This window comes from Tenacibaculum dicentrarchi (assembly GCF_964036635.1).
In the GTDB taxonomy this organism is placed as follows: Bacteria; Bacteroidota; Bacteroidia; order Flavobacteriales; family Flavobacteriaceae; genus Polaribacter; species Polaribacter dicentrarchi.
This window is the reverse complement of record NZ_OZ038524.1, coordinates 119,488-135,658: the sequence shown is the minus strand read 5'-3', so window position 1 is coordinate 135,658 and position 16,171 is coordinate 119,488. Positions and strand designations below refer to the sequence as shown.

At 28.9% G+C, this 16,171-nt stretch carries 17 protein-coding genes and 1 tRNA gene; 7 read left to right on the top strand and 11 right to left on the bottom strand.

The features are described 5' to 3' along the window. Positions 1–21: 21 nt before the first annotated feature. The 4 genes from glpK to ABNT14_RS00570 all read right to left on the bottom strand — a co-directional run bounded on the left by glpK (position 22) and on the right by ABNT14_RS00570 (position 4,979). Complete coding sequence (glpK, locus tag ABNT14_RS00585) at positions 22–1,503, bottom strand: glycerol kinase GlpK (RefSeq protein ID WP_101902129.1); 1,482 nt, start codon at positions 1,501–1,503, stop codon at positions 22–24. A gap of 269 nt (positions 1,504–1,772) precedes the next feature. Beyond that, entirely contained in the window at positions 1,773–2,450 is a 678-nt protein-coding gene (locus ABNT14_RS00580; RefSeq protein ID WP_101902130.1) for a response regulator, read from the bottom strand. Continuing rightward, entirely contained in the window at positions 2,419–4,392 is a 1,974-nt protein-coding gene (locus ABNT14_RS00575) for a tetratricopeptide repeat-containing sensor histidine kinase (protein ID WP_101902131.1), read from the bottom strand. The genes ABNT14_RS00580 and ABNT14_RS00575 overlap by 32 nt, the downstream gene beginning before the upstream one ends. A gap of 59 nt (positions 4,393–4,451) precedes the next feature. Beyond that, entirely contained in the window at positions 4,452–4,979 is a 528-nt protein-coding gene (locus ABNT14_RS00570; protein WP_101902132.1) for an RNA methyltransferase, read from the bottom strand. Positions 4,980–5,043: 64 nt separating this feature from the next. Between ABNT14_RS00570 and mutS the strand changes: the two genes are divergently transcribed. From mutS to ABNT14_RS00545, 5 genes are all read left to right on the top strand, one after another. After that, the gene (mutS, locus tag ABNT14_RS00565; protein WP_101902133.1) at positions 5,044–7,653 is read left to right on the top strand and encodes a DNA mismatch repair protein MutS; all 2,610 of its coding nucleotides are present in this window, start codon (positions 5,044–5,046) and stop codon (positions 7,651–7,653) included. Between the two features lie 8 nt (positions 7,654–7,661). Then, positions 7,662–8,996 carry an MATE family efflux transporter gene (locus tag ABNT14_RS00560; RefSeq protein ID WP_101902134.1) on the top strand — a complete coding sequence of 445 codons (1,335 nt, stop codon included), beginning with the start codon at positions 7,662–7,664 and terminating at the stop codon, positions 8,994–8,996. A gap of 22 nt (positions 8,997–9,018) precedes the next feature. Then, positions 9,019–9,786, top strand: coding sequence for an enoyl-CoA hydratase-related protein (locus tag ABNT14_RS00555; RefSeq protein WP_101902148.1), 768 nt, complete (start codon positions 9,019–9,021; stop codon positions 9,784–9,786). A 3-nt stretch (positions 9,787–9,789) separates the two neighbouring features. Further along, positions 9,790–9,963 carry a hypothetical protein gene (locus tag ABNT14_RS00550; protein WP_159459517.1) on the top strand — a complete coding sequence of 58 codons (174 nt, stop codon included), beginning with the start codon at positions 9,790–9,792 and terminating at the stop codon, positions 9,961–9,963. Positions 9,964–10,069: 106 nt separating this feature from the next. Continuing rightward, positions 10,070–10,522 (top strand): 6-pyruvoyl trahydropterin synthase family protein, encoded by a 453-nt coding sequence (locus ABNT14_RS00545; RefSeq protein WP_101902135.1) that lies wholly within the window; start codon positions 10,070–10,072, stop codon positions 10,520–10,522. Between the two features lie 70 nt (positions 10,523–10,592). Here the strand turns inward: ABNT14_RS00545 and ABNT14_RS00540 are convergent, their stop codons facing one another. From ABNT14_RS00540 to ABNT14_RS00520, 5 genes are all read right to left on the bottom strand, one after another. Then, positions 10,593–11,348 (bottom strand): hypothetical protein, encoded by a 756-nt coding sequence (locus ABNT14_RS00540; RefSeq protein ID WP_145993508.1) that lies wholly within the window; start codon positions 11,346–11,348, stop codon positions 10,593–10,595. Between the two features lie 5 nt (positions 11,349–11,353). Further along, positions 11,354–11,839, bottom strand: a complete 486-nt coding sequence (locus ABNT14_RS00535; protein WP_101902137.1) for a hypothetical protein — start codon at positions 11,837–11,839, stop codon at positions 11,354–11,356. Positions 11,840–11,984: 145 nt separating this feature from the next. Next, positions 11,985–12,551: an aminoacyl-tRNA hydrolase gene (gene pth, locus ABNT14_RS00530; protein WP_101902138.1), complete on the bottom strand. Its 567-nt coding sequence runs from the start codon at positions 12,549–12,551 to the stop codon at positions 11,985–11,987. A 105-nt stretch (positions 12,552–12,656) separates the two neighbouring features. Next, entirely contained in the window at positions 12,657–13,235 is a 579-nt protein-coding gene (locus ABNT14_RS00525) for a 50S ribosomal protein L25/general stress protein Ctc (protein ID WP_101902139.1), read from the bottom strand. 25 nt (positions 13,236–13,260) lie between these two features. Next, entirely contained in the window at positions 13,261–14,202 is a 942-nt protein-coding gene (locus tag ABNT14_RS00520) for a ribose-phosphate pyrophosphokinase (RefSeq protein ID WP_101902140.1), read from the bottom strand. A gap of 126 nt (positions 14,203–14,328) precedes the next feature. On the opposite strand from ABNT14_RS00520, the gene ABNT14_RS00515 reads away from it, so the two are divergent. Next, a tRNA-Leu gene (locus ABNT14_RS00515) sits at positions 14,329–14,410 on the top strand. 121 nt (positions 14,411–14,531) lie between these two features. Here ABNT14_RS00515 and ABNT14_RS00510 read toward each other — a convergent pair. Continuing rightward, positions 14,532–14,828 carry a carboxypeptidase-like regulatory domain-containing protein gene (locus ABNT14_RS00510; RefSeq protein WP_101902141.1) on the bottom strand — a complete coding sequence of 99 codons (297 nt, stop codon included), beginning with the start codon at positions 14,826–14,828 and terminating at the stop codon, positions 14,532–14,534. Positions 14,829–14,874: 46 nt separating this feature from the next. Next, positions 14,875–15,582: an energy transducer TonB gene (locus ABNT14_RS00505; protein WP_101902142.1), complete on the bottom strand. Its 708-nt coding sequence runs from the start codon at positions 15,580–15,582 to the stop codon at positions 14,875–14,877. A gap of 320 nt (positions 15,583–15,902) precedes the next feature. Here ABNT14_RS00505 and ABNT14_RS00500 point away from each other — a divergent pair, with 320 nt between their 5' ends. Continuing rightward, complete coding sequence (locus ABNT14_RS00500) at positions 15,903–16,037, top strand: hypothetical protein (RefSeq protein ID WP_256461449.1); 135 nt, start codon at positions 15,903–15,905, stop codon at positions 16,035–16,037. The last annotated feature ends 134 nt before the right edge of the window (positions 16,038–16,171 follow it).

Sequence of the window (16,171 nt, the reverse complement as noted above, 5' to 3'; positions counted from 1 at the left end):
CTGTCTTAAAACAGGGTGTTTTCAATCAATCCAATCTTTAGTACGTGCCACTGCTTTTTGCCATTTTGAGTATAATTTTTCACGTTTTTCTAAACTAAAAGTAGGCTGAAAAGTTTCAGGAATTTTTCGTTTTTTTAAAATATCTTCTTGTTTCCATAAACCAACGCAAATACCTGCTAAATACGCAGCGCCCATAATAGTGGTTTCAATAATTTCGGGACGTTCAACTTTTACATTTAAAATATTCGCTTGAAACTGCATTAAATAATTATTTGCACTCGCACCACCATCTACTTTTAATGATGTTAGTTTAACCTGACTATCTTTTTGCATTACCTCTAAAATATCTTTTGTTTGGTAGGCAAGGGAATCTAAGGTTGCTTTTATCAAATGGTTTTTACCTGTGCTATGCGTTAAACCAAACACAGCGCCACGGGCATACATATCCCAATAAGGAGCGCCTAAACCAGCAAAAGCAGGAACTACATAAACAGGGTTTTCATCGGTAATTTTTTTTGCATAAATTTCACTTTCTTCGGCATTTTCAATTATTTTTAAACCGTCTCGCAACCATTGAATTGCCGACCCTGCAACAAAAACACTTCCTTCAAGGGCATAATATATTTTATTTTCAATTCCCCAAGCAATTGTCGTTAACAATCCATTTTTAGAATATTCAAGATTTTCGCCAGTGTTCATTAGCATAAAACAACCAGTTCCGTAAGTATTTTTTGCATTGCCTTTTTCAAAACAAGCCTGCCCAAAAAGTGCTGCTTGCTGATCGCCTGCAATTCCTGCTATCGGAATTTTATAGCCATCTAATTCATAATCGCCAAAATAATGAGAAGACGGTTTTACCTCTGGTAACATTGATATAGGAATATCAAGAGCTGCTAATATTTTTTTATCCCAGCATAAATTTTTAATATCGTACAACATAGTACGAGAAGCATTACTGTAATCGGTAGCATGTACCTTACCCTTAGTTAAATTAAAAAGTAACCAAGTGTCAATCGTTCCAAATAATAAATTTCCATTTTCAGCTTCTAGCTTTGCTCCTTGAACATTGTTTAAAATCCAATGTATTTTTGTTGCCGAAAAATAACTATCAATAACCAACCCCGTAGTTTTACTCACATGGTTTTCTAATCCTTTTTCTTTTAATTTTTCACAAATATCTGCTGTTCGTTTGTCTTGCCAAACAATAGCATTGTAAATAGGTTCCCCGTTGTGTTTATTCCAAACTACGGTAGTTTCTCGTTGGTTTGCAATACCAATACCCATTATTTCTGATGGATGAATTCCTGCTTTTTTAGTCGCTTTTTTTAAGGTAGAAAGTTGTGTTTTTAAAATTTGTAGAGCATTGTGTTCTACCCAACCCGATTCTGGAAAAATTTGTTCAAAATCTTGCTGATTCATTCCAACAATAGCCCCGTGTTCATTAATAATTACCGAACGAGAACTAGTAGTTCCTTGATCTAGGGCGACAATATATTTAGCCATTTAAAATTTATATAATTAAATAGCAATCTACAATTTAAAGTTTGGCTATTAAAAAAAAAGGTAAATTTTAATAAGAAGCTTCATTTTTTATAGTAAATAGTAACATTATTGGCAAAAAAACCTTTCAGAGTAAACTGAAAGGTTTTTTAACTTTTTTCTTTTTCAAAATATTTCCCCAAATAATATTGAATTGTACTGCAAATATACAAGCAGTTTATTAACTTTAAAAAGGGATTACCGCAATAAAAAATGCAGATTACCGCAATATTCTAATCTAAAACACCTAATTCTTTTGCTTTTAATACTAAATCAGTATTATTACATGCTTGTAAATCTCCTCGAAGTTTTGCTAACTTAGCTTCTATAGACCTTGTTTTAACTAAAGATCCATCTGTTTTTTTTATAAATCCTTCTAAATTTGTAATTTTAGCATGTTTTGGTAATTCTTTTAATATTTGAATAGCAACATCATCCATTTGAATTTCAATTAAAGCTCTTTTTAACAATTTTTGATGTATTTCATGCGTATAATATAGCTCATCTTTTAGCATTTTTTTTATAGCAAATGTTAATTCATCTGTATTACAGCTTCCTTTTAAAATATAAGCATTAGGGCTTAAGTTACTAATAACATTAAAAACCCGATTGGTTTCAAAATGCCCTGTAATAACACCTGTTTTAATAGGTATGTTTTCTTTTTGAATAGCTTTTATTAAAGCTTCTCCACCATCTAATACAGTACATCCTTTTGTATCTTCAAAACTTAAATCAGTAAAAACAATATCAAAAGGCTTGCTATGAATTGCTGTTTTTATTTTAGAAAAAGCTTCATCACAACAATTAGTTGTTTCTATAACTAAATTATCAATATTTTTTAGGCAGGAGAGTATTCCTTCGAGTATTAATTGATGATCATCAACTAAGAGTATTTTTGTTGGTCCAAGCATTTAGGGGTATTTGAATACTAGTTAAGGTTCCAGTACCTACTTCACTTTTTATCTGTAGAGTTCCGTTTAACTCTTCAATACGTTCTTGTAGATTTTGTAAACCAATTCCTTTTTTATTGATATTGGCATCAAAACCAATGCCATTATCTTTAATTTGTAAAAATACATGATTTTTATATATTGCAAATGTTATTATTACTTTACTAGCTTTTGCATATTTTTTACAATTTTGAATAGTTTCCCGTACACTTAAATACAATAATCTGTTAATAGCGTTATTTAATTCTTGCCAATTATGTTCCTTTAAACCTGTAACACTTATTCTAAAATTAATTTCAAAATAATCACTTACTAAATTAATTATTTGATCTTTAAAAGAAACTTTATTAAAGCTAATACTACTTAATTGATGCGATAGATTTCGAACATTTTCTTTAACTGCATTTAGTTTTTTAGCTTCTTCTAATAAGTTAGATTTTTTTAATTTTTGATGTAATAAACTTAAATCACCCGCAACTTCATCATGTAATGATTTTGCAATTTGTTGTCGTTCATCTTCTCTAGCTGTTATTATTTCTAATTGCGCTTGATACAACAATTTTCTTTTTCGATAAAAATAGAACAAAACACTACTAATAAATAATAATAAACCAGTTGCGGCAACTAACCTACCAATAGTTCGTTGTTGTTTATGATATACTATTTCTAGTTGTTTACTTTTATTTTCTGTTTTTAAAAATGTATTCTCTTTCTCTTTTTTATCGGTTTCATACCTAATTTTAGCAAACTGATTTTTTAATCGGCGTTCTTTTTCAAATAAACTATCGTTAAGTTGTATATATTGTTCTAAATATTTTTTAGCTTTTTGTCCTTTATTAAGGTCTGATAAAAGTTTTAAACATTCTAAAACTTTTTTATTATTTCTTGTTTTTCTAGCTAGTTTTAATCCAATATTTGCGTGTTTTTCTGCTAGTGTATAGTTTTTGTTTTTTATATATGCTTCTGCTAAAAAAGTATGAGAAAAACTTTCTGCATAGGCATTTTTAAGTTTTTTTCTACTTTCTAAAACTATTTTATAACCTTCTATTGCTTTTTTTGTATCGCCTTGTAAAAAATAAATTGACGATAAGTTTCCTAAAAAAGATTGGTAATTTTTAGGATATTTTATTTCTAAACTATCTGTATTTAAACCTTCTTGAAATAAATAAGTTGCTTTTTCATAATTACCTTCATCTTTATAAGTCATCCCTATATTATTCAAAAGATTTAAATAATTTCGTTCTCTTTTACGTTTTACTTTATTGTACTTTACAATATTTTGTGCTTTGTAATAATAAATTCGAGCTTCTTTTGGTCTTTTTAAACTCGCTAAAGTGTTTCCTAAAGTTTGATATAACGAAATTAAAATACGATATTTCTTTAAAGGTTCTATATATTTTAATCCCTCAACTGTTGTTATTTCACAACCTAAGAAATCTAGCTCTTTTACCTGAAGAATTGCCATAGACAAGAGCCTTCTACCTATTTCAGCAGAGTCTTTTAAAGCAATAGATATATTTTTTGATTTATGATAATAGTAAAAAGTACTATCTAAATTATTTTTTATTTTATTATTTAAAGCGGCAAAATGATACGCTTTTGCCAAAGAGAAAGAGTCTTTTTTTACGGCATAGTGTTTTAGTAGTTTATTCTTTGAGAATGTTATTCCTAAGGTATCTTTACTAAAATAGCTTTGTTTACCATACTTCATACTTGCTTTTTTTAAAAGCGTATCTTTCTTTAAATTATCTGAAAGTATTACTGCTTTTTTCAGGTATGGTAATTTATTGACTCCTTTAACCTTTTTAGCACTCTTTAAATAAAAAGAAATAGAATCTTTTTCTTCTTGAGAGTAAACAAAAAACGTAGTAAATAATAAAAAAAAAATAAGATTTTTTTTCATAAAATAAAAGGGGATTTATTTATATTAATAAAGAAAAATACTGTTGTTTTTCAAAAAAACTATGACATCTTACTAAATAAATCCCAAATTACAATACCTGTTGTAACTGATATATTTAAAGAATGTTTTGTTCCTAATTGCGGAATTTCAATACAAAAATCCGAAGCAGAAACAACTTCTTGTTGCACACCTTTTACTTCATTTCCCATAACAACCGCATATTTTTGATTTGCTTTTGGAATAAACTCATTTAACATCGTGCTATTTTCAGCCTGTTCGATAGATAAAACAGTAACATTATCTTTTTTTAGTTTCTCAACTAACTCAATAGTATTTTCAACATGTTCCCAAGCAACAGATTCGGTAGCACCTAAAGCAGTTTTATGAATTTCTTTATTAGGAGGAATTGCAGTAATTCCGCACAAATATATTTTTTCAATTAAAAAAGCATCCGAAGTTCTAAAAACCGAACCAACATTATTTAAACTTCTGATGTTATCTAAGATTACAATAATAGGTGTTTTTTTAGTTTCTTTAAATTGGTCAACTGTAATTCTACCTAACTCACTATTTTTTAGTTTTCTCATAAAAAATGTTCACTTTAAAATCGAATATTTATCTTCGCAAAACTAATTTAAAAAAACTAAAAAATTGGCAAAAACAAAGGCAAAAAAGGTAACTCCATTAATGCAACAGTACAACGGAATTAAAGCCAAATATCCTGATGCAATGTTACTTTTTAGAGTAGGTGATTTTTACGAAACCTTTGGTGAAGATGCCGTAAAAGCATCTAATGTTTTAGGTATTATTTTAACTAAAAGAGGTGCAGGAAGTGAAAGTGAAACTGCTTTAGCTGGTTTTCCGCATCATTCATTAAATACGTATTTACCTAAATTAGTAAAATCGGGTTTACGAGTTGCTATTTGCGACCAGTTAGAAGACCCTAAAATGACAAAAAAAATAGTAAAACGTGGTGTTACAGAATTGGTAACTCCAGGTGTGGCTTTAAATGATGAAGTTTTACAATCAAAATCTAATAATTTTTTAGCTGCTGTACATTTTAATAAAAAAATAATAGGAGTTTCTTTTTTAGATGTTTCTACAGGTGAGTTTTTAATAGCTCAAGGAAATCAAGAATATATTGATAAACTTTTACAAAACTTTTCGCCAAGTGAAGTTTTAGTTGAAAAAAAGCATAAACAGCAATTTCTAGAATTTTTTACAAATCGTTTTCATACTTTTTATTTAGATGATTGGGTTTTTCAAAAAGAATATGGAAATGAATTATTAACAAATCATTTTAAAGTTAATAATTTAAAAGGATTTGGTGTTGAAGATTTAAAACAAGGTATTGTAGCTGGTGGTGTGGCTATGTATTATTTATCAGAAACACAACATAATAAAATAGAACATATTCAATCTATCAGCAGAATTGCGGAAGATAATTATGTTTGGATGGATAGGTTTACCGTTAAAAATTTAGAATTATACGGTGGAAACTCGTTAAATTCAGTATCATTATTAAATGTTATTGATAAAACAATTTCGCCTATGGGCGGAAGATTATTAAAACGTTGGTTGGCTTTACCTTTAAAAGATTTAGCTCAAATAAAAGAACGTCATGAGTTGGTTGCTTTTTTAATTGATAACGAAACTTTTTTCGAAACAGTAACCTATCAATTAAAACAAATTTCTGATATAGAGCGATTAATATCAAAAGTTGCCACAGGAAAAGTATCGCCTAGAGAAGTTATTTTATTGAAAAACTCCTTAAAAGCTATTCTTCCGATAAAAACATCCGCAGAAAAAAGTACGAATAAAACAGTTAAACAAATAGGAAAAAAATTACACGATTGTGAAATTTTAATTGCTAAAATTATTGAAACTGTTTTAGAAGATGCGCCTGTAAACATCAATAAAGGAAATGCTATTGCAAGTGGTGTTTCTGATGAATTAGATGAACTTCGTAATATTTCTAATTCTGGAAAAGAATATTTAGATATGATGTTGGCTCGTGAAACAGAAAGAACAGGAATTACAAGTTTAAAAATAGCTTTTAATAACGTTTTTGGATATTATATTGAAGTTAGAAATAAATTTAAAGACCAAGTTCCTGAAGAATGGATTCGTAAGCAAACTCTTGTAAATGCAGAACGATATATTACTGAAGAACTAAAGGAATACGAAACAAAAATTTTAGGAGCAGAAGAAAAAATTCAACAAATAGAAACTGAACTTTTTGCAAAATTGGTTCAATTTATTATTGGTTTTGTTAAGCCGATACAAGAAAATGCTCAAAATATTGCCAAAATAGATGTGTTATTATCATTTTCCAAATTGGCGATGGATAATAATTATGTACGTCCAGAAATGGATAATACTACGGATATTGATATTAAAAATGGGCGTCATCCTGTAATAGAAAAACAACTTCCACTTGGCGAAGAATATATTGCAAATGATGTTGTTTTAAATAGAGATAATCAACAAATAATTATGATTACTGGACCAAATATGTCGGGTAAATCGGCAATATTACGTCAAACGGCTTTAATCGTTTTATTAGCTCAAATGGGAAGTTATATTCCTGCACAAAGTGCCAGAATTGGTATGGTAGATAAAATTTTTACCAGAGTAGGGGCAAGCGATAATATTTCGATGGGAGAATCTACTTTTATGGTAGAAATGAATGAAACAGCATCAATTTTAAATAATATATCAGAACGTAGTTTGGTGTTATTAGATGAAATTGGGCGTGGAACTTCTACTTATGATGGAATTTCAATTGCTTGGGCTATTGCCGAATATTTACACGAACATCCATCGAAAGGAAAAACATTATTTGCTACGCATTATCATGAATTAAATGAAATGACAAGCAGTTTTAAGCGTATTAAAAACTTTAATGTATCGGTAAAAGAATTAAAAGATAGTATTATTTTTTTACGAAAATTAGTGGAAGGTGGAAGTAATCATAGTTTTGGAATTCATGTAGCAAAATTAGCAGGAATGCCTGCTATGGTAATTAATAGAGCTCAGAAAATTTTAAAACAATTAGAAGAAAATAACGCTCAAAAAGAAGTTAAAGAGGTTTTAAAAGAAACACAGAAAGAAGATATGCAAATGAGCTTTTTTCAATTAGATGACCCTTTATTAGAGAATGTTAGAGATGAAATTTTAGCCACAAATATTGATACACTTACGCCAATTGAAGCTTTAATGAAGTTGAACGAAATTAAGCGAATGCTTATTAAAAAATAATTTTTTTAATGCAACAAGACATTAGTTTTAAAAGGATAAATAAATTGGCTTTTCCTGCTTTAATTGCAGGAGTTGCCGAACCTTTATTATCAACTACCGATTTGGCTATTGTAGGAAATATCAATCATAATGCAACTGAAAGTATTGCCGCTATTGGAATTGTAGGTGCTTTTTTATCGATGTTAATTTGGGTTTTTGGGCAAGCACGTAGTAGTATTTCGTCAATTATTTCACAATATATTGGTGCTGATAAATTATCCGAAGTAAAAAATTTACCTGCTCAAGCTATCGCTATTATTTTAGTAACAAGTTTGGTTATTTTAGGTGTTACGTATCCGTTTGCTAAAGAAATATTTCAGTTTTATAATGCTTCTGATGCTATTTTAGATTATTCGATTGAATATTATAAAATACGTGTTTTTGGCTTTCCGTTTACATTATTTGTAATTGCTATTTTTGGAACATTTAGAGGTTTGCAAAACACGTTGTACCCGATGATAATTGCCATAATTGGTACAGTTGTAAATATTCTACTAGATGTTGTTTTTGTGTACGGAATTGAAGGGTATATTCCTGCAATGAACATTTCAGGTGCTGGGTATGCAAGTGTAATTGCACAAATAGTTATGGCGCTTGTTTCCGTGTATTTACTGTTAACTAAAACAGAAATATCTTTAAAATTTGAGCTTCCTTTTAATAAAGAAATTCCGAAGTTTATCAATATGATGTTAAACTTATTTGTGCGAACTATTGCTTTAAATCTAGCTTTATATTTTGCTACTTCTTATGCCGTTTCTTATGGAAAAGAATACATTGCAGCCTACACCATCGGTTTTAATATATGGCTAATGGGTGCTTTTATGATTGATGGATATTCATCTGCAGGAAATATTTTATCAGGAAAATTATTAGGAGCAAAAGCTTATCAATCATTACTTAAATTAGGGAATAATTTGCTTCTTTATGGATTTGTCTTTGGTGTTTTTTTAGCAATTATTGGGTTTGTTTTTTATGATTTTATAGGAAGAATTTTTACACAAGAACAAGCCGTATTAGAACATTTTTATAATACTTTTTGGATTATTTTAATAATGCAACCTATTTGTGCTATCGCTTTTATTTATGATGGAATGTTTAAAGGAATGGGGAAAATGAAGTATCTACGAAATTTATTATTGATATCAACAGCGGTTATTTTTATACCTATTTTATTATTTTTTGATTTTTTAGATTATAAATTACACGCTATTTGGATTGCTTTTTATGCATGGATAATTGCACGTGCACTTCCTTTAATTCTTAAATTTAGAAATACTTTTTTATCACACTCTCAAAATGAGTAAATTTGAGAATAAAATATTAAGCATGACAACAACAAGAGAAAACGGAAGTTTATATACTCATATTGATAAAAAAATAGCAACTATTGAATTTGGACATCCTGCAAGTAATTCATTTCCAGGTGAATTATTAGCACGTTTAGCGAATGAATTTAATACTTTATCAAATAATGATGAAGTGGCAATTATCATTTTAAAATCCGAAGGAAATAAAGCTTTTTGTGCTGGTGCTTCTTTTGATGAATTGGTTGCTATTGATAGTTTAGAGTCTGGTAAACAATTTTTCTCAGGATTTGCCAATGTAATAAATGCAATGCGCTGTTGTTCAAAATTAATTATTGGACGTGTACAAGGTAAAACCGTTGGCGGAGGTGTTGGTTTAGCTTCAGCTTGTGACTATGTTTTTGCTACTGAAAGTGCTAGTATTAAATTATCAGAATTAAGTATCGGAATTGGTCCTTTTGTTATTGCTCCTGCGGTTTCTCGTAAGATTAATGTAAGCGGTTTAGCTGAATTAACTTTAGATGCTACTAGTTGGAAAAATGCGTATTGGGCAAAAGATAAAGGATTATATGCTCGTGTTTTTGAATCGATAGAAGATTTAGATAAAGAAGTTGAAATTTTTACTGAAAAATTAGCATCTTATAATTATGAAGCTTTATCAGAAATGAAAAAAACCTTGTGGATTGGTACAGAACATTGGCAAGAATTATTAATAGAAAATGCCCAAATATCAGGGAAATTGGTTTTATCCGAAGCAACTAAAAAAGCTTTATCAAAATTTAAAAAATAAAAAATGTTTTTATTTCAAGAGATAAAAAATATTCAAAATAAAACAACAGGACAGGAAATTGCAAGGTGGATACTTGAGAATCAAATAGTGTTTTTACTAGTAGGAGTATTGTTTTCAGTAGTTTTCGTATGGATTTTAACAAAAGTTGCCAAACAAATTCGTACTTTCGGCAAATAAAAAATAAAATTATGGGTGGAGATTATTTATTTGCCATTTTAGCAGCAGGCGTAGCAATTGTGTATTTTTACAATAAATACAGAGCAAACAAAAAATTTAAGAGATAGTGAATAATATAAGAATTACAAAACAGTTTACTTTTGAAACAGGGCATGCGTTGTATGGTTATGATGGAAAATGTAAAAACGTTCACGGGCATAGTTATAAGCTTTTTGTAACCGTAATGGGACAGCCAATTATGGATACTACCAATGTAAAATTTGGTATGGTCATCGATTTTGGTGATTTAAAGAAAATTGTCAAAGAAGAAATTGTTGATATTTTTGACCACGCAACTGTTTTTAATCAAAATACGCCTCATATTGAATTAGCCAAAGAGTTAAAAGATAGAGGACATCATGTTATTTTAGTTGATTATCAGCCAACAAGTGAAATGATGGCGATTGATTTTGCTAAAAAAATTAAAGATAGACTTCCTGAAAATATTAAGCTTCACGCAATAAAATTACAAGAAACTGACAGCAGTTTCGCAGAATGGTTTGCAAGTGATAATCAATAGTAAGCATTAACAAAATTTAGATTGAAATATAAAAAAAGCCCTAAAATTTTAAATCTTAGGGCTTTTTTTGTTAAAAATTAAAAGTACTTATTTTAATAAAACTTTCAATATTCGTGGCATCTAATTCATATTGGTCAATGCTATTGTCAGAAATAATAAACGCATGATTATCTCTTATGATAATATCCAAGGCATTTTTTGTCGGAATTTCATTAATATATTTTGAATTTTTTGGGTTTGATATATCGAAAATTTTAACCGTATCATCACAAACTAATAAGTAATTATTTCCATATAAACTTAATCCTTTAGGTTGAGTTAAACCTCTATTATTTAATAATATTGGATTTTTTATATCGGTAATATCGTAGGTTTTTAATTCATTTACCGTTCCCTGACACCCCGAATTACTATGTAAAGTTACATAGGCATTTGTGCCGTTGGCAACCACAGGGTCACAGGAAGTAAAATGATTAGATTGTGCTAATTTTTTAGGCAATTCTTTGTTGGTAATATCATAAATAAACATCGCATTTTGTGAGCCTATAAATAAATAATTATCAAAACTAAATAAGGTTTCAATATTAAAACCAACATCAATAGTGTTTACTTTTACAGGATTTTGAGTATCTGAAATATTAAAAACAGTTAATTTATAAAAATCAACGGTGTATAAATAAGCATCTTTTAAAATAAAAGTAGCTAAAGAACCACCCGTTCCATCACCTGACGAATTACTTGAAACATCGTTATTACTCGAATCTTGACTGCAAGAAATTGTAAGCGTTAAAATAGCTATAATTAGTAGTGTATATATCTTTTTCATCGCCTTTATTTTTGTGTCCAATTAACAATAACTTCTTCATTTTTAACCGATTCATAAAAACCATCTGGCGATTCTAATTTCGGAAAAACATTTTCTAATCGTTTATTAATTTTGAAATTAAAAGTGTTCAAATCGATGCTTAACGATACTAAATCAGTCGCTTGATTGATAAAAAAAACATTATCTCGAATGGCAACATCCGTTGCCCCTGGCATTTTTAAGAATTTCTTCTTTACAGGATTTTTAGGGTCGGAATTATCAAAAATATGAAAGCCTTTTCTTTTATCGTTGATAAAAATATAATCGTTAAAAATATAAATTTTAGACGATTCGCTCATTACCTCTGTATCTTGAAAAGCTATAGAAGCATTTAAATCGGCTCTTTTGATAATTACAGGTTCGTAAGATGATTTAAAACTCTCCCCTCCTACACAGCCGATATCAAAACAATTTGAAAAAAACAAAAAAGAGATTAGTAATAGTATTTTCATAGTCAGGTATTTAAGGTTCTAAAATAATACTATTTTTTAAAAAAAATAACTCTTTATTTATAATAATTACAAATAATTTTCATCAAAAAAATAAAGCTAAAAAATAAAGCTAAAAAATAAGCTTAGAAAATAATATATTCTATGTTTATTTACCGTTAAATTCATTCATAGTATTTGCCATTCCAGCACAAATAAAAGAGGTAACAGCATTTACTGAAGTAGGAATTCGTTCAATCATTTCACTTTCTTCGTCTTTGCTCCATTGTCCTAAAACATAATCAACTTGACGACCTCTACCATAATCTGCGCCAACACCAAAACGAAAACGAGGATACGCACCTGTATTAAATTTAGCTTGAATATCTTTTAAACCGTTATGACCACCAGAACTTCCTTTTGGTTTTATGCGTATTTTTCCAAAGTCTATATTTAAATCATCAGTAATAACTAATATATTTTCAACTTGAATATTTTCTTGTTGCATCCAATACATCACGGCTTTTCCGCTCAAGTTCATATAGGTACTTGGTTTTAAAACAACAACAGTTTTTCCTTTGATTTTTAGCTTGGCGATATCTCCTAATTTTTCAGTTTCAAAACTAGCATTATGTTCTTTTACAAAAGCATCTACTATTTTAAAACCAATATTATGACGTGTATTATTATATTGTTCACCGATATTTCCTAAGCCTACGATTAAAAATTTTTTCATCAAGATTGTTTCTAAAAAATATTAAAATTAAATTCCAAAAATAGAAAAAGCGTTACATATAATGTAACGCTTTTTTTATTTATAGTAAAACTATAATAGCTTTTTTTAAGCTTCTTCTTCTGCTGCTGCTGCTTTAGCTGCATTACGAGACATACGTACTTGAGCTACCACAGTGTTATCTGGGTGTAATAAAGCATATTTATCATTTCTTAACTCAGTAACATATAATTTATTACCAATAGCTAATTCAGTAATATCAGCTTCAATAAAGTCAGGTAAATTACCAGGTAAACCTTTTACTTTTAACTTACGTAAGTTATGACGTAAAGCACCACCTAACATAATACCTTTAGCAGTACCTACTAAACGTACAGGAATATCCATAGTAAGTTCTTTATCATCAAAAATTTGATAAAAATCTACGTGTAAAATAGCATCTGTTACTGGGTGAAATTGGATATCTTGTAAAACAGCACTGTATTTTGTACCATCTAATTCAATCGTAGCAGTAAATACATCAGGAGTAAATACTAAAGGCTTGAATAATTTTTCAGCTGCTGAAAAATGAACAAGTTCTTCTCCTCCGTATAATACGCAAGGAACCTTTCCAGCATTACGTAGGTCTTTAGTTGCTCTTTTACCTACGCTTTCTCTTTTTGATCCGTTGATTGTAATTGATTTCATTACTTTATTTATTTATTTAATTTATTTACATTAAAAACTCATCGCTAATTGATACATTGTCATGAACTTTACGCATTACATCAGCAAATAAGGGAGCGCAATTTACAACTTTTATTTTAGACACACTCTTCTTTAACGGAATAGTGTTTGAAACAATTAATTCTGTTAGTTTAGAGTTCTGAATTCTTTCATAAGCATCACCAGAAAGAATAGGGTGTGTACAAATTGCACGTACACTTAAAGCACCTCTTTCCATCATTAAATCGGCAGCTTTTGTTAGTGTTCCTCCTGTATCAATCATATCATCTACAAGAATCACATTTTTACCTTTTACATCACCAATTAACTCCATATGAGAAATTACATTAGCTTTTTGACGTTGTTTATAACAAATTACTACATCACTTTCTAAAAATTTAGAATAAGCATATGCTCTTTTTGAACCACCCATATCAGGTGAAGCAATAGTAAGATTGTCTAATCTTAAGCTTTCTACATATGGCAAGAAAATAGTAGAACCAAATAAATGATCTACTGGTTTTTCAAAAAAACCTTGAATTTGATCAGCATGTAAATCCATAGTCATAATTCTAGTTGCCCCTGCTGATTCTAATAATTTTGCCACTAATTTAGCACCAATAGCTACACGAGGTTTGTCTTTTCTGTCTTGACGTGCCCATCCAAAATAAGGCATAACAGCTGTAATATGTCTTGCAGAAGCACGTTTCGCAGCATCACACATTAATAACATTTCCATTAAATTATCTGTTGATGGAAAAGTAGACCCAATTAAAAAGATTCTTCTTCCTCGAATAGATTCTTCAAACGCTGGTTGAAATTCACCATCACTAAAATGTGTAGTTGTTACGTCTCCTAGTGGTATTCCGTATTCTTTAGCAATTTTTTCTGCAAGTTCAGTACTTTGAGAACATGCAAAAATTTTTGGCATTAATTGATCTTTAGGCATTTACAAGGTTTTGTTAAAAGTTAATGTTGTTGTTACCGCAAAAGTAAAACTATTTTAATACTTTAAAAGTTATTTTAAGTGAATTTAATTAAAAAAAAATATATAAATTTGCAGCACCAATACAATGCTCGAGTGGCGGAATTGGTAGACGCGCTGGATTCAAAATCCAGTGACTTAGGTCGTGCGGGTTCGATTCCCGCCTCGAGTACATATTTAAAGCCTATTGATTTTCAATATATTGTTAATCAATAGGTTATTTTTCTTAAAAAAGATAAAAATGATCAGTTTTTTTATGAAGAATAAAATATATAGAAAAGAGAAAACTACTACTATTTAAGCTCTTTTAAAACAATATTCAATTCTTGATCTAAGCTTTTAATTTGAATCACTTCTTTTTTATACCCAGTAGTAGAAACTTGAATAATACATGGAAGTTTTCGGGCTATTATTAAAGTAAAATTTCCAGAAATAGTCGAAGTTGTAGCTGCAATACTTTCTAACGATCTGATGCTTACATTAGGTAAAGGATCTAAATACTCATCATAAACCTTTCCTTTTAAATTAATTTGTGCCGATAAAGCAACACTAAAAATCATCAAAAAAAAGAACAGTATTTTTTTTAACATGTTATATTGTTTTTAATTTTTTACTTGGTTTATAATTACGAGTTAATTATTCTAACGCCAATGAAATTGGAAAACCATACTTTACAGAAATACGTTTACCCTGTTTTTTTCCAGGAATAAATTGCGGTAATTTAGCTACAACCCTAAGCGCTTCTTTATGTAATAAAGTCCCATTTTTAGGTACAAGTGTTTTAATATTTTTTACCTCACCATTTTTATCAATAATAAAACTTACCCAAATACTTCCTTGTATTGATTTTCGAATAGCATCGGTTGGATACTTAAAATGTGTCGAAATATGATTTACCATATTTTTATTAAAACAAAAAGCACGTCTTGTTTTACGTACATTTTTACAAGCATTAAATAGTGGAATTTTATCTGCCTTATTAAATTTAACCGCTATATCTAACTCTTCTTTTGATAGTTTATTGGTGATTTTAATTATATTTTGCTCTAAAGAAGGTTCTTTTTCAAGCGCTAATTTTTTATTTTCATTTTGAGGAGTAATATGAATTTTAGCAATACCTGCTCCTACTCCCTTGGTTATTTTTCGTTTTTTTAAACTTCTTCTACTAACAGGAATTTCTCTGTTTTTTTTAACTTGATTCTTTTTCGTTTTTTTTATATCACATTTAGCAATGCTAATACTATTTAAATCTTCCACAATTTCTTTTGAAGATTCACACACCTTTTGAGCACATATATTTATTGACAAAGAAACAGTCAAAATTAATACTAATAAATTTTTCATAATACGGGTGGTTTACTGTTTCTAATGTTAATTTCAGTGCTAATTTAATAATTATTTAGACTTATTAAAAATAATTGTCGATAAAAAAACTTTGTAACAAACACAAAAAAAGTGAACAACACAGGACTAATGAAAAAAGAAGATTAATTTTCTCTCTTTTTCATAGATATAACTCATACGAATACTTAAAAAGGCAAAACTTCCTAGTGTTTTTTCATTCTATAAAAAACAACCTTTCTTAGTTCTTATTAAAAACATGATAAATGTCATATTTTAAACAAAACAGTAGAGCTATTTTTGTCGCAAAAAAGTAAGTGATTATGATACAATTGATTAATTTACCTTTAGTTTCTTGGACATACGGTACCGTTATAATAGGGTTTTTTGCACTTGTTTGTGTAGGTTTAGTAGCCACTCTTTTAATACTTATAGGTACAGGCAAGAAAAAGGAATAAGAAATTGTATTTAAATTTTTAATAGTTGATTTTAAGAAGAAGCTCGCTATATATATGTTGGTGGTTTAACGTGTATAGTACTTCTTCTTTTTTTAAAACAGTTCATTTAGTGTGCTTTATTATAAGAAGAAATA

Bases quoted from the DNA above. Each gene is read 5' to 3' on its own strand.
- glpK (WP_101902129.1), bottom strand. From the start codon at position 1,503: ATGGCTAAATATATTGTCGCCCTAGATCAAGGAACTACTAGTTCTCGT.
- ABNT14_RS00580 (WP_101902130.1), bottom strand. From the start codon at position 2,450: ATGCTTGGACCAACAAAAATACTCTTAGTTGATGATCATCAATTAATA.
- ABNT14_RS00575 (WP_101902131.1), bottom strand. From the start codon at position 4,392: ATGAAAAAAAATCTTATTTTTTTTTTATTATTTACTACGTTTTTTGTT.
- ABNT14_RS00570 (WP_101902132.1), bottom strand. From the start codon at position 4,979: ATGAGAAAACTAAAAAATAGTGAGTTAGGTAGAATTACAGTTGACCAA.
- ABNT14_RS00560 (WP_101902134.1), top strand. From the start codon at position 7,662: ATGCAACAAGACATTAGTTTTAAAAGGATAAATAAATTGGCTTTTCCT.
- ABNT14_RS00555 (WP_101902148.1), top strand. From the start codon at position 9,019: ATGACAACAACAAGAGAAAACGGAAGTTTATATACTCATATTGATAAA.
- ABNT14_RS00550 (WP_159459517.1), top strand. From the start codon at position 9,790: ATGTTTTTATTTCAAGAGATAAAAAATATTCAAAATAAAACAACAGGA.
- ABNT14_RS00540 (WP_145993508.1), bottom strand. From the start codon at position 11,348: ATGAAAAAGATATATACACTACTAATTATAGCTATTTTAACGCTTACA.
- ABNT14_RS00535 (WP_101902137.1), bottom strand. From the start codon at position 11,839: ATGAAAATACTATTACTAATCTCTTTTTTGTTTTTTTCAAATTGTTTT.
- pth (WP_101902138.1), bottom strand. From the start codon at position 12,551: ATGAAAAAATTTTTAATCGTAGGCTTAGGAAATATCGGTGAACAATAT.
- ABNT14_RS00525 (WP_101902139.1), bottom strand. From the start codon at position 13,235: ATGAAATCAATTACAATCAACGGATCAAAAAGAGAAAGCGTAGGTAAA.
- ABNT14_RS00520 (WP_101902140.1), bottom strand. From the start codon at position 14,202: ATGCCTAAAGATCAATTAATGCCAAAAATTTTTGCATGTTCTCAAAGT.
- ABNT14_RS00510 (WP_101902141.1), bottom strand. From the start codon at position 14,828: ATGTTAAAAAAAATACTGTTCTTTTTTTTGATGATTTTTAGTGTTGCT.
- ABNT14_RS00505 (WP_101902142.1), bottom strand. From the start codon at position 15,582: ATGAAAAATTTATTAGTATTAATTTTGACTGTTTCTTTGTCAATAAAT.
- ABNT14_RS00500 (WP_256461449.1), top strand. From the start codon at position 15,903: ATGATACAATTGATTAATTTACCTTTAGTTTCTTGGACATACGGTACC.